This window comes from Pseudoxanthobacter sp. M-2 (assembly GCF_046156265.1).
In the GTDB taxonomy this organism is placed as follows: Bacteria; Pseudomonadota; Alphaproteobacteria; order Rhizobiales; family Segnochrobactraceae; genus CAMDHY01.
The window spans coordinates 860,926-872,494 of the sequence record NZ_JAWDIR010000011.1; the positions used below are offsets into that span (position 1 = coordinate 860,926).

Consider the following 11,569-nt stretch of genomic DNA (forward strand, 5'->3'; position numbering starts at 1 on the left):
AGCGGGAGCGCGGGGTCGGTCGTGGAAGTCGGCTATCGATGAGCGGGATGCCGCGCGGCGTGGCGGCCGCCGGCTCATTCGCCGGGTGACTGCCTCAGTCCGGCAGGCGCTGGTCGTAGGCGTCCTTCAGCGCCACCCAGCCCTCCCAGAAGGCCGGCCGCGCCGTACCGGCAACAGTGGCCGCCAGGGTGTCGAGGTGCATGTGCCAGCCGGCGGCGACCTTGAGCAGCATGTCGCGGCTCGGCAGGCGACGGTGGGTGACGGTGAGCAGCACCTTGGCGCCGACCGGCTCGAGCTCGAAGGAGACGTCGTCGCTGCCGTTCCAGGTGAAAACGAGCTTCCGCGGCGGCTCGCAGGCGACGATGCGGCTCTCCATCCGGTGCTCGTCGGAAAAGCCCTCGGGCCGCTCGGACGGCACGTCGGACAGCGTCGCGTTGCGCCAGACGAAGGTGAACGGCGCGCCCGGCCGCATCTCCATGTCGCCGGCGGCCAGCCACTTCCGGCGCAACTCGCTCTCCGTCAGGTAGGACCAGACCCGCTCGATCGGGCCTGGAAGCAGCCGCTGGATCGTCAGCGTGGTCGGCTCGGTCAGCACGCCGTAGGCGTCGGGGGAGGTGATCTCGTTCATGGCGCGTCTCCTTCGGGAGAGGGGAGGTCTGAGGGGATGGGCTCTGCGGGGGCGGGGGCGGAGAGGGTGGGGTCTGCGGTAGGAACGGCGTTCGCGTCCGCCGGATCGGGCACTCGGTTCGGGGGCGGGGTCACGTTGCGGGCAGGGGCGACGGGCATCGCCGCCTCCTCCCGCAGGAGCCGCTCGAGAATGTCGATCCGCCCGCTCCAGAAGCGCTCGTAGAAGCCGAGCCAATGGTGGGCGCCGGCGAGGGGCCCCGGCGCCAGCCAGAGCCGGTGCGTGCGACCGGCGACCGCGCGCTGCACCAGTCCCGCCCGCTCCAGCACCCGGACGTGCTTGGAGGCTGCCGCGAGCGACATCTCGAACGGCGCCGCGAGCCTGCCGACCGTCCGCTCATTGCCGGCCAACGCCCGCAGCATCCGCCTTCGCGTGGCATCTCCGAGGGCGTGGAAGACGGCGTCGAGCCGGGCGGGTTCATGTTCAACCATGTGGTTGAATATGAAGGTGGTGGCGCAGAGAGTCAACCGTTGAGTTAAGTGACGCGGTTGGAAGCCCCCGATGGGTCATTCCCGGGCTTGTCCCGGGAACCCATCCTTCACGGCTCGGCAAGCCGGCCGCGGGCGTTCTGCTCCCTGAGGCGGGTAGGTTCCCGGGACAAGCCGGGAATGACCCCAGAGGGGGAGGTGCGAGAGGCAGGAAGAGCCGCAGGCGGAGGCGAGACGGTGGTCATCGCTGGCCCCGCGACCACCGCACGCCTTGCCGTCGACGCACCGCTCCGGCATTGAGGCTGCCGGTCGCCGCGCCTCCCGCGGCGGGCGTTCGCGGGAGCCTCGCCGATGAACTTCGCCTCCGACAACTGGGCCGGCGTGCCGCCGGAAGTGGCGCACGCGCTCTCCGCGGTGAACGTCGGTGTCAGCCCCGGCTACGGCAGCGACGACTGGACGGCCGGCGTCGAGCGGCGGATCGGGGAGGTGTTCGAGCGCGAGGTGGCGGTTTTTTTCGTCGCCACCGGCTCGGCGGCGAACGCGCTGGCGCTGTCGGCGCTCGTCCGCCCCGGCGCGCTGGTGCTCGCGGCCGACGAGGCGCACATCCGCACCGACGAGTGCAACGCCCCGGAATTCCTCACCGGCGGCGCCAAGATGGTCGGCCTCTCCACAACGGCCGGCCGCATCGACCCGGCGGCGTTGGACGCCGCGCTCCACCGCTATCCGCCGAACGTCGTCCACTTCGGTCGGCCGGACGTCCTGAGCCTGACCCAGGCGACCGAGCTCGGCACCGTCTACACGGCGGAAGAGATCGCCGCGCTCGCGGCCACGGCGAAGGCGCGCGATCTGGCCGTCCATATGGACGGTGCCCGTTTCTCCAACGCCGTCGCCCGCCTCGGCGCGTCACCGGCCGACTTCACCTGGCGGGCGGGCGTCGACGTGCTCTCCTTCGGGCTGACCAAGACCGGCGCCTGGGCGGCGGAGGCGGTGGTGTTCTTTGACCGTGAGCGCGGCCGCGAGTTCGGCTTCACCCGCAAGCGGGCGGGGCACCTGTTCTCGAAGAGCCGCTTCGTCGCCGCCCAGTTCGAGGCGCTGCTCGCCGACGGTCTGTGGCTGCGCCTCGCCGCCCACGCCAACGCCATGGCCGACCGCCTCGCCGACGGCCTGTCCCGCATCCGCGGCGTCCGCCTGCCGTTCGCGCCGGGTGCCAACGCCGTCTTCCCGGTGCTGCCGAAGCCGACCTACGAGCGCCTCGTCGCCGCGGGCGCAAAGCTCTACCCGTGGTCGGCCGCGACGCTCGCCCCAGGCGACCGCCCCGGCGAGGACGAGACCTACGTCCGCCTCGTCACCTCCTTCGCCACGACGGCGGACGAGGTCGACGACTTCCTGGAGCTCGTCGACCGCGGGTGAGGCGAGGGCGCATAACTACGCCCGCGCCTCGATCCACCAGCAGGCCGCCGTGAAGCGCACCGTGTCGCCGTGCACGAAGGTCTGGAACGCCGCCCGCACCGCCGTGAGCACGCGCTCCCGTGTCACCTCATCGACCTCGCGCAAGAGCGTGCCGAGCGGGCCGAGGCGGGTGAGATAGAGCTCCAGCGCCGTCGCCGGGAACGTGCAGTCGACATCGACCGGCCGCATCGTCACGCCGCCCCAGCCGCTGTCTTCGAGGATGCCGCGCACGCGGCTCTCGTCGGCGAAGGCGAACTGGCCCGGCGCGTCCGGCCGCCGCGGCGGCGGCGCCTCCGGCAGCATCGGCACGGCGGTGCGCTCGGCCGTCGTCATGAACGGGTTCTCGTCGCGGCTGCGCCAGGCTACGGCTGCGAGCCCGCCGCCCGGCCGCAGCGCGCGGCGGATGTTCGCGAAGGCGGCGACCGGGTCGGGGAAGAACATCACCCCGAAGCGCGACACCGCGAGATCGAAGTGCGCGGGAGGCAGGGCGTGGGTCGTCGCGTCCGCCACCACGAAGCGCGCCTGCGAGCCCTCCCGTTCGGCCCGGGCGCGGGCGTGCGTCACCATCGGCGCCGAGATGTCGACGCCCAGCGCCTCGCCGTCTTCGCCGAGCCGGCGAGCGACCGCGAGCGTCGTGGCCCCGGTGCCGCAGCCGATGTCGAGCACCCGGCGGGCGCTGGCCGTCGCGGCCGTGTCGGCGAGCGCCTCCTCGAGACCGCTGAACATGCCGTCGAGCAGTTCCTGTGCCTCCACCCACGCCTCTCCGGCGGGTCCGTTCCAGTGCGCCGCCTGATCGGGGCTGCTGCTACTCGCCTGCACCATCATTGCCTCCATTCGCTTGCCTGAACGGCCATCCGGCGGCACCCTGCCACTTCAAGCTAACTTGAGGTCAAGAGGGATGCGCGACGTAAGGGTGACCCACGATCTCGACATCGCCGAGGTGGCGCGGCGCTCGGGCGTGCCCGCGTCCGCATTGCGCTACTACGAGGAGAGGGGGCTGATCGCCCCGATCGGCCGGCGCGGCCTGCGCCGCCTGTTCGATGCGAGCGTGCTGGAGCGGCTGGCGCTGATCGGCCTCGGGCGCGCCGCCGGCTTCTCGCTGGATGAGATCGCCCGCATGTTCGCCGCCGACGGGCGGCCCGCCATCGACCGCGACCTGCTCACCGCCAAGGCGGAAGAGCTCGACCGCACCATCCGCACCCTCACGGTGATGCGCGACGGCCTGCGTCACGCCGTCGCCTGCACCGCACCGAGCCACATGGAATGCCCGACCTTCCGCCGCATCCTGACGGCGGCAGCCTCCGGCAAGCTCGGCGGGCGGGGGAAGCGGTCACCGCCGGTCTGCGTCGCGGTGGAGTGAGGCGAGGGCGGGTGAGGGGTGTGGCCGGGGCACTGCGTCGTCTCTGCCGCCGAGCCCGCGGCGCCCCCCCTCCCTGCCCTCCCCCGCGAGGGGGGAGGGTTTCCATGGTGCCTGGGCACGCCCTCACCTCAAATCTCGGCGCGAACCCTCCCCCCTTGCGGGGGAGGGCAGGGAGGGGGGGCCGCAGGTACAGCAGACGTGATGATCTCAACCGCCCCACAAGTCCTCCGACGCCACCACAACGGAAAAGGGGCGCCCCGCTCTCGCGAGGCGCCCCGTCGTCTCTACCGTCTCTCAGGCGAGCATCGTCAGGCGGCGACCTGCTCGATCTGCTTGGCCTGCGCGGCGCGGATCGGCACCTGGCGCGGCTTCAGCTGCTCGGGCACCTCGCGCACGAGGTCGATGTGCAGGAGGCCGTTCTCGAGGCTCGCGCCCTTCACGACCACGTAGTCGGCGAGCTGGAAGCGGCGCTCGAAGGCGCGGCCGGCGATGCCGCGGTAGATCACCTGGCGCTCGCTGCCGTCGGTCTCGGCCTGCTTCTCGCCCTTCACCGTCAGCACGTTCTCGCGCGCCTCGATGGAGAGGTCCTTGTCGGCGAAGCCGGCCACCGCCATGGTGACGCGGTAGGCGTTGTCGCCGGTCCGCTCGATGTCGTAGGGCGGATAGGACGGCGCCTCGGCACCGGCACCCTGGTCGAGCAGGTTGAACAGCCGGTCGAAGCCGACGGTGGTCCGGTAGAGGGGGCTCAGATCGAAGTGACGCATGGTGTCCTCCAAGAAGAAGCGACGTTGATGTCCGGAATGCGCTCCGTCCGCCGTCTTGGCCGGACTGTGGGCATTCCTGCGGACCCGGTTGGCGCCCGCACGACCGAGGTAGGAGCGGCGTTTTTGCAGTTCAAGGGGGGCGTGTGCGAAGAATTCGTCGTTTGCCGATCACGCCGGAGCGCCCATGCTCGTGAAGGTTGACCCGACCGCGCCGGCCCTTCTCGACTTGCCGATCAACCCGGTGCCGCCGGGCGTGCGGACGCTGACGGTCGCCGGCCGTTGGAACGTGCCGCTGCGCGTCGCGCTGTGGCCGGCCACCGGCGAGGCGCGCGGCACGGTGGTGATCGTGCAGGGCCGGGCGGAGTTCATCGAGAAATATTTCGAGACGATCGCCGACCTGCAGAAGCGCGGCTTCGCCGTCGCCACCTTCGACCTGCGCGGCCAGGGCGGCTCCGGCCGCCTGACGAAGGACCCGCACGTCGGCCACGTCGCCTCGTTCCACGACTATGTCGCCGACATCGAGACGGTGATGCGCAAGGCGGTGATGCCGGCGCTGCCGCCGCCCTATACAGCGCTCGCCCATTCCACCGGCGGCGCCGTCGTGCTCCTCGGCGTGCGTCGGCTGCACCCGCTGTTCTCGCGCCTCGTCACCGTCTCGCCGCTACTGGGGTTCGGCGAACGCAACATGCCGGACTGGGTGTTCGCCTCTGTGCTGGAGGTCTCCTGCCTCATCGGGCTCGGGCGCAAGCAGGTCTCCGCCCGCCGGCCCGGCGCCGGCGAGCCCGGCGTCTTCGAGGGCAACCCGCTGACGTCGGACCACGCCCGCTTCTCCCGCAACCTCGCCGTCCTCGATGCCGCCCCGGCGCTGCGCCTCGGCGCGCCGACGATCGGCTGGGTGAAGGCCGCGCGCGACACCATGGTGACGCTGAAGAAGGCCGAACTCGTCGAGCGGATGACGCTGCCGACGCTGATCTTCGCCTCCGGCCGCGACCGTGTCGTCGATGCCCGTGCCGTCGAGCGCTTCGGCAAGCGGCTCGTCAACGGCGGCGTCATCCTCGTTCCGGGCGCGCGCCACGAACTGATGATGGAAGCCGACCGCTTCCGTGAGCCATTCTGGGCGGCGTTCGACGCCTTCGTGCCCGGCGAGGAGTGACGATGGCCTACATCTTCCTTGCTGTCGCGATCGTCGCCGAGGTGATCGCCACCACGGCGCTGAAGTCCGCCGACGGCTTCACCAGGCTGTGGCCGTCGCTCACCGTCGTCGTCGGCTACGGCCTGGCCTTCTTCCTGCTGTCGCTGGCGCTGCGCACCTTGTCGCTCGGCTTCAGCTACGCAGTGTGGGCGGGCCTCGGCATCGTGCTCGCCGCCACGGCCGGCATCGTCTTCTACGGCGAGAAGATCGACCTCGCCGGTGCGCTCGGCCTCGCGATGATCATCGGCGGCGTCGTCGTGCTCAAGACGTTGTCCGGCATGAGCGGCCACTGAGGCCGCCCGCAGGGCCGGGCAGACAGCGGCTCTGCGAGTTGGGTCAGTCCGATCCGCTTTCCCGTGCGACCGCCCGCCAGCCGATGTCGCGCCGGCAGAAGCCGCCCGGCCAGTCGATCCGGTCCACGGCGGTGTAGGCGCGCCGCTGCGCCTCCGCAGCCGTGGCGCCGGTCGCCGTCACGGCCAGCACGCGGCCGCCGTTGGCGATGAGCGTGCCGTCGTCGGCCAGCGCGGTGCCGGCGTGGAAAACCGTCGCGCCCGTCGCCTCCGCGGCAGGGAGACCGCCGATCGCCGTGCCCTTCTTCGGTTCGCCCGGATAGCCCGCGGCCGCCATCACCACCGTCAGCGCCGTCTCGTCCCGCCACCGCGGCACCGCGCCGGCGAGATGGCCGGTGGCGCAGCGGTACAGGAGGTCGAGGAGGTCGTCCTCCAGCCGCGGCATCAGCACCTGGCACTCCGGGTCGCCGAAGCGGACGTTGTACTCGATCAGCTCCGGGCCCTTCGCGGTGATCATCAGCCCGGCAAAGAGCACGCCCTGGAACGGCGTGCCGCGGGCGGCGAGTGCCGCCACCGTCGGCCGCACGATCTCCGCCATCGCCCGCTCGGTCATCTCGGCCGTCATCACCGTCGCCGGCGAGTAGGCGCCCATGCCGCCGGTGTTCGGTCCCTCGTCGCCGTCGAAGACGCGCTTGTGGTCCTGAGCGGTGCCGAACGGGACTACGGTCACGCCGTCCGTCAGGGCGAACAGGCTCGCCTCCTCGCCTTCGAGGAAGGCCTCCACCACCACCTCGGCGCCGGCCGCGCCGAAGGCACCCTCGAAGCAGGCGTCGACGGCCTCCAGCGCCTCCGCGGTCGTCATGGCGATGACGACGCCCTTGCCGGCGGCGAGGCCGTCGGCCTTCACCACCATCGGCGCGCTGCTCATCTCGACATAGGCGCGCGCCGAGGCGGCGTCGCGGAAGCGGGCGTAGGCGGCGGTCGGGATGCCGACTTCTGCACACAGGTCCTTGGTGAAGCCCTTGGAGCCTTCCAGCTGCGCGGCGGCGGCGCTCGGTCCGAAGACGATGATGCCGGCTTCGGTCAGCCGGTCGGCGAGCCCGGCGACGAGCGGCGCCTCCGGCCCGACCACCACCAGGTCGACGCCGTTGTCGCGGCAGAACGCCACCGTCGCCGGTGCGTCTCCGACCGCGATCGGCACCAGGTCGGCGACGGTGGCGATGCCCGGGTTGCCCGGTGCCGCCCACAGCTTGCCGAGCCGCGGCGACTGCGCCAGCTTCCAGGCGAGCGCGTGCTCGCGCCCGCCGGAGCCGATCACGAGCACGTTGAGGCGGTCGTCGGAGGTCATGGTGTCGGCCCGTCTGCTTGGCGGAGGTCGGGGCCGCGCTTAGCACGGCGGGACCGCCGGCGCGACGGGCGATCGCACCGCCTTGACGCGGCGGCCCGGCGGTGGTGCACCAGCGGGGGAGGGAGGACGCCGATGACCGACCGTGCCGTCGCCGACGCCGACCGCGGCAACTGGGTGGACCGCTGGGCGCCGCTGTCGTGGCGGCCTTATGCTCGCCTCGCGCGGCTCGACCGGCCGATCGGCTGGTGGCTGTTGTTGTGGCCGTGCTGGTGGTCGGCGGCGCTGGCCGCGGTCGCAGCCGGGGCGCCGTACCCTAACCCGTGGCACCTGGTGCTGTTTCTCGTCGGGGCCATCGTCATGCGTGGCGCCGGGTGCACCTACAACGACGTCGTCGACCGCGACGTCGACGCGCAGGTGACGCGCACCCGCTCGCGGCCGATCCCGAGCGGCCAGGTGAGCGCGAAGCGTGCCTTCGCCTTCGCCGTGGCGCTCTCCTTCGTCGGCCTTGCGGTGCTCCTGCAGTTCAACTTGACGACGATCCTCGTCGGCGCCGGCTCGCTCGTCGTCGTCGCCGCCTATCCGTTCGCCAAGCGCGTCACTGACTGGCCGCAGATGGTGCTCGGCCTCGCCTTCTCGTGGGGAGCCTTCCTCGGCTGGACCGCGGTGTTCGGCGAACTGGCGCTCGCGCCGGTGGCGCTCTACCTCGCCGCCATCCTGTGGACGATCGGCTACGACACCATCTACGCCCACCAGGACCGCCGCGACGACGCCATCGTCGGGATCCGCTCCACGGCGCGCCTGTTCGGCCGCTACACCAAGCTCTCGATCGGTGGCTTGTTCGTGGCGACGGTCGTGGCGCTCGCCGTGGCGTTCGCGCTCGTCGGGGCAGGGTGGCCGGCCTACGTTGGCCTCGCCGCTTTCGCCGTCCATCTCGCCTGGCAGGTGATCACGCTCGACGAGGACGATCCGGCGCGCTGCCTGATGCTGTTCCGCTCCAACCGCATCGCCGGCTGGATGCCGTTTTTGGGCCTTGTTGCCGACGCGGGACTTCGCGCCGCCGGTGTCGGTGGCTGAGAGATCAGCGCTTGAACCCCGCGCGTCCGCCCTCGTGGACGCGCAGCGACGGTCCGCCGGCCCGCACCAGGGGGCGGGGGGCGGCATCGGGTGCGGCCGTGGCGATCACCGCGTCGATCGGCGCGGCGATGCCGTCACGGTCGACGAACAGCCGCGGCAGCCGGAGCGCTTTCGACCAGCCGTCAAGAAGGCGGGCGGCCTCGTCGACCGTATCGGTCGCGCCGAGCGGCACCGTCAGGCCCGGGTCGGAGTGGACGAGCAGGAAGGAAATCTCGTCGAGATCATCCGAGATGCACACCCCGACGCCGCGGAAGGCGGCGACCGGGATCACCATCGTCATCGCCACGCCCGAGAGGCGCCGCCGGATGACGGCGTGTGTCTCGTCGAGCACCAGCGACAGCAGCGCGTCGTTGCCGACGACGCCCTCTTCGGCGGCGAAGCGGTGGGGCAGCAGGTCGTCGGCGGCGCGCGGGGCGCGGTCGGCGGTGTTGATGTCTGCGGTCGATGGGGGCACGTCGGCCTGCTCCTGATCGCCGGCTGTCTCCGGCTCTTGTCTGCCCGTGATCAGGGGGCCGGCGTGCTTGTGCGGCCGTTAACGCGGAGGTGGTGGGCGGGGTGGCTCTTCCCGCACGGTTACGCAAACCTCACCCGGATCGCGCAAATTCGCGCCCGACTTGGCTTCCGAACCGTCGCTCTGCCCGCGACCTCGCGACGCCCGTGCCTTGCGAGGGGTGGGTCGGCGCCGTAGATGAACGGGGACCGCACCGCCTCCCTCGCACCCGTCGTGCGGCGGGACGGACGGTGCGAACGGGACACCGCATGACCGATACCCCCGATCTCGACCGCCTGAAGTCCGTCGCCGCCGATCTCGTCGCACAGGCGCGCCGCGCCGGGGCCGATGCCGCCGACGTCGTCGTCGTGCGCGGCACGGCGCTCGCCATCGAGGTGCGCGACGGCCGCGTCGAGAAGACGGAGCGCTCGGAGTCCGACGACCTGTCGCTGCGCGTCTTCGTCGGCCGCCGCTTCGCCACCGTCTCGACGAACGCGCCGTCCGAGGCCGCCGCCCTCGTCGAACGCGCGGTGGCGATGGCCCGCCACGCGCCGGAAGACCCTTACGCCGGTCTCGCCGATCCCGACGCGCTGGCGCGCGAGTTTCCTGACCTCGACCTCGTCGACCCGAAGGCGCCCTCGGCGGCCCAGCTGACCGAGACGGCGCTCGCCACCGAGGCGGCGATGCGCGAGGTCGCGGGCGTCAGCCGCTCCGGCGGCGCCTCCGCCTCCTGGAGCCTCGGCGGGCTGGTGCTCGCCACCTCCGGCGGCTTCACCGGCGCCTATCTCGGCTCGCGCCACGGCCGCTCGGCGATGGCGGTCGCCGGCGAGGGGACGGCCATGGAGCGCGACTACTGGTCGAGCTCCGCCGCTCATCTGGAGGACGTCGAGGCCGCGGACTATGTCGGCCGGCGCGCCGGCGAGCGGGCGGTGCGGCGCGTCTCACCACGCCGCGTCGAGACGCAGACCGCCACCATCGTCTACGAGCCGCGCGCCGCCACCAGCCTGGTTCGGGCCCTCGCCGGCGCCGCCAACGGCGCGGCGATCGCGCGCGGGACGAGCTTCCTCAAGGACAAGCGCGGCGAGCGCGTCTTCGCTCCGGGCATCCGCATCACCGACGACCCCACCCGCCGGCGCGGCCTCGGCTCGCGGCCCTTCGACGGCGAGGGCGTCGCCGGCCGGCCGTTCGCGCTCGTCGAGGACGGCATTCTCACCGACTGGCTGCTCGACGGCGCCACGGCGCGAGAGCTCGGCCTGACGAGCAACGGCCGCGCCGCCCGTGGCGGCGGATCGCCGTCGCCGTCCTCGACCAACCTCACGCTCGAACCTGGGAAGATCGGTCCGGCCGAGCTGCTCGCCCAGGTCGGCACCGGGCTCTACGTCACCGACCTCATCGGCCACGGCGCCAACCTCGTCACCGGCGACTACAGCCTGGGTGCCGCCGGTTACTGGATCGAGAACGGCGAGCTTGGCGGGCCCGTCAGCGAGATCACCATCGCCGGCAACCTCGGCGACATGTTCTCGCGCATGGTGGTCGCCAACGATCTCGAGTTCCGCGGCGCCACCAACGCCCCCACCATCGCCATCGAGGGCCTGACCATTGCCGGGCGCTGAAGGCGTGGCGTCGCCCCACGCCGCCGATCTGGCGCTCCTCGCCGACGCCGCCCGCCAGGCGGGCGCGATGGCGATGGGCTACTTCCGACAGTCGCCGGAGGTCTGGACGAAGGGCGATTCCTCACCGGTGAGCGAGGCCGATCTGGCCGTCGACCGCTTCCTCGCGACGCACCTCGGCGCCGCGCGGCCGGATTATGGCTGGCTGTCGGAGGAGAGTGTCGACGATCCGGTCCGCCTGCAGCACCGCCGCATCTTCATCGTCGATCCGATCGACGGCACCCGTGCGTTCGTGCGCGGGGACGAGGATTGGACGGTCAGCCTCGCAATCGTCGAGGACGGCCGGCCGATTGCGGCCGCCGTGCTCTGTCCGCCGCGCGACGAGCTGTTCCTGGCGAGCCTCGGCGGTGGGGCGCTGCTGAATGGCGCCGTCGTGATGACGAGCGGCGCGACGCGGCTCGCCGGCGCCCGCATCGCCGGCCCGAAAGGCTTCGTCCGCTCGGCCGCGTTCACGGACGCCGGCGTCGAGCCGGTGCCGCTCGTCCACTCGCTCGCCTACCGCCTGTCGTTGGTCGCCGCCGGCCGGCTCGACGCCGCCGCAGCCAGCAGCAAGGCCTGCGACTGGGACCTCGCCGCCGCCGATCTGCTGGTGCAGGAGGCCGGTGGCCGGCTGACCGACCTCGACGGGCGTTCCGTGGCCTACAATCGCGAGACTGTGCGCCACCCACCGCTGGTCGCCGCGACCCCTGCGATGCATGACGCCATCGCGGCGCTCCTCGCCAACGCCATCGCAGCGCGGGCCCTGCACGGAGCCTGACC

At 72.3% G+C, this 11,569-nt stretch carries 12 protein-coding genes and 1 pseudogene; 7 read left to right on the forward strand and 6 right to left on the reverse strand.

Annotation, left to right across the window (positions count from 1 at the left end; genetic code table 11):
- Positions 1 to 94: 94 nt before the first annotated feature.
- Both RUR49_RS08990 and RUR49_RS08995 read right to left on the reverse strand, forming a co-directional pair.
- Positions 95 to 628, reverse strand: a complete 534-nt coding sequence (locus tag RUR49_RS08990; protein ID WP_409146019.1) for an SRPBCC family protein — start codon at positions 626 to 628, stop codon at positions 95 to 97.
- Positions 629 to 792: 164 nt separating this feature from the next.
- A pseudogene (locus RUR49_RS08995) lies at positions 793 to 1,116 on the reverse strand (ArsR/SmtB family transcription factor); the annotation flags it as partial.
- Between the two features lie 348 nt (positions 1,117 to 1,464).
- On the opposite strand from RUR49_RS08995, the gene RUR49_RS09000 reads away from it, so the two are divergent.
- Positions 1,465 to 2,523 carry a threonine aldolase family protein gene (locus RUR49_RS09000; RefSeq protein WP_409146020.1) on the forward strand — a complete coding sequence of 353 codons (1,059 nt, stop codon included), beginning with the start codon at positions 1,465 to 1,467 and terminating at the stop codon, positions 2,521 to 2,523.
- A 15-nt stretch (positions 2,524 to 2,538) separates the two neighbouring features.
- Here the strand turns inward: RUR49_RS09000 and RUR49_RS09005 are convergent, their stop codons facing one another.
- Complete coding sequence (locus tag RUR49_RS09005; protein ID WP_409146021.1) at positions 2,539 to 3,384, reverse strand: class I SAM-dependent methyltransferase; 846 nt, start codon at positions 3,382 to 3,384, stop codon at positions 2,539 to 2,541.
- A 76-nt stretch (positions 3,385 to 3,460) separates the two neighbouring features.
- Here RUR49_RS09005 and RUR49_RS09010 point away from each other — a divergent pair, with 76 nt between their 5' ends.
- Entirely contained in the window at positions 3,461 to 3,922 is a 462-nt protein-coding gene (locus RUR49_RS09010; protein ID WP_409146022.1) for a helix-turn-helix domain-containing protein, read from the forward strand.
- Between the two features lie 308 nt (positions 3,923 to 4,230).
- On the opposite strand, the gene RUR49_RS09015 is transcribed toward RUR49_RS09010, so the two are convergent.
- The gene (locus RUR49_RS09015) at positions 4,231 to 4,686 is read right to left on the reverse strand and encodes an Hsp20 family protein (RefSeq protein WP_409146023.1); all 456 of its coding nucleotides are present in this window, start codon (positions 4,684 to 4,686) and stop codon (positions 4,231 to 4,233) included.
- A gap of 184 nt (positions 4,687 to 4,870) precedes the next feature.
- Here RUR49_RS09015 and RUR49_RS09020 point away from each other — a divergent pair, with 184 nt between their 5' ends.
- Positions 4,871 to 5,839 (forward strand): alpha/beta fold hydrolase, encoded by a 969-nt coding sequence (locus RUR49_RS09020; protein WP_409146024.1) that lies wholly within the window; start codon positions 4,871 to 4,873, stop codon positions 5,837 to 5,839.
- Between the two features lie 2 nt (positions 5,840 to 5,841).
- Positions 5,842 to 6,171: a DMT family transporter gene (locus RUR49_RS09025; RefSeq protein ID WP_409146025.1), complete on the forward strand. Its 330-nt coding sequence runs from the start codon at positions 5,842 to 5,844 to the stop codon at positions 6,169 to 6,171.
- Between the two features lie 43 nt (positions 6,172 to 6,214).
- Here RUR49_RS09025 and purD read toward each other — a convergent pair whose 3' ends face one another.
- Positions 6,215 to 7,516 (reverse strand): phosphoribosylamine--glycine ligase, encoded by a 1,302-nt coding sequence (gene purD, locus RUR49_RS09030; protein ID WP_409146026.1) that lies wholly within the window; start codon positions 7,514 to 7,516, stop codon positions 6,215 to 6,217.
- Between the two features lie 132 nt (positions 7,517 to 7,648).
- On the opposite strand from purD, the gene ubiA reads away from it, so the two are divergent.
- Positions 7,649 to 8,590, forward strand: coding sequence for a 4-hydroxybenzoate octaprenyltransferase (ubiA, locus tag RUR49_RS09035; RefSeq protein WP_409146027.1), 942 nt, complete (start codon positions 7,649 to 7,651; stop codon positions 8,588 to 8,590).
- A gap of 4 nt (positions 8,591 to 8,594) precedes the next feature.
- Here ubiA and RUR49_RS09040 read toward each other — a convergent pair whose 3' ends face one another.
- Positions 8,595 to 9,104: a DUF6101 family protein gene (locus tag RUR49_RS09040; protein WP_409146028.1), complete on the reverse strand. Its 510-nt coding sequence runs from the start codon at positions 9,102 to 9,104 to the stop codon at positions 8,595 to 8,597.
- Between the two features lie 305 nt (positions 9,105 to 9,409).
- On the opposite strand from RUR49_RS09040, the gene RUR49_RS09045 reads away from it, so the two are divergent.
- Together RUR49_RS09045 and RUR49_RS09050 are read left to right on the forward strand one after the other, a co-directional pair.
- Positions 9,410 to 10,753, forward strand: a complete 1,344-nt coding sequence (locus RUR49_RS09045; protein ID WP_409146029.1) for a TldD/PmbA family protein — start codon at positions 9,410 to 9,412, stop codon at positions 10,751 to 10,753.
- Between the two features lie 4 nt (positions 10,754 to 10,757).
- Positions 10,758 to 11,567, forward strand: coding sequence for a 3'(2'),5'-bisphosphate nucleotidase CysQ (locus RUR49_RS09050; RefSeq protein WP_409146030.1), 810 nt, complete (start codon positions 10,758 to 10,760; stop codon positions 11,565 to 11,567).
- Positions 11,568 to 11,569 lie beyond the last annotated feature (2 nt).

What these genes read in the sequence shown, in the direction of transcription:
- ubiA (WP_409146027.1), top strand. Translation starts at nt 7,649, where the DNA reads ATGACCGACCGTGCCGTCGCCGACGCCGACCGCGGCAACTGGGTGGAC.
- RUR49_RS08990 (WP_409146019.1), bottom strand. Translation starts at nt 628, where the DNA reads ATGAACGAGATCACCTCCCCCGACGCCTACGGCGTGCTGACCGAGCCG.
- purD (WP_409146026.1), bottom strand. Translation starts at nt 7,516, where the DNA reads ATGACCTCCGACGACCGCCTCAACGTGCTCGTGATCGGCTCCGGCGGG.
- RUR49_RS09000 (WP_409146020.1), top strand. Translation starts at nt 1,465, where the DNA reads ATGAACTTCGCCTCCGACAACTGGGCCGGCGTGCCGCCGGAAGTGGCG.
- RUR49_RS09015 (WP_409146023.1), bottom strand. Translation starts at nt 4,686, where the DNA reads ATGCGTCACTTCGATCTGAGCCCCCTCTACCGGACCACCGTCGGCTTC.
- RUR49_RS09020 (WP_409146024.1), top strand. Translation starts at nt 4,871, where the DNA reads ATGCTCGTGAAGGTTGACCCGACCGCGCCGGCCCTTCTCGACTTGCCG.
- RUR49_RS09005 (WP_409146021.1), bottom strand. Translation starts at nt 3,384, where the DNA reads ATGGTGCAGGCGAGTAGCAGCAGCCCCGATCAGGCGGCGCACTGGAAC.
- RUR49_RS09045 (WP_409146029.1), top strand. Translation starts at nt 9,410, where the DNA reads ATGACCGATACCCCCGATCTCGACCGCCTGAAGTCCGTCGCCGCCGAT.
- RUR49_RS09010 (WP_409146022.1), top strand. Translation starts at nt 3,461, where the DNA reads ATGCGCGACGTAAGGGTGACCCACGATCTCGACATCGCCGAGGTGGCG.
- RUR49_RS09025 (WP_409146025.1), top strand. Translation starts at nt 5,842, where the DNA reads ATGGCCTACATCTTCCTTGCTGTCGCGATCGTCGCCGAGGTGATCGCC.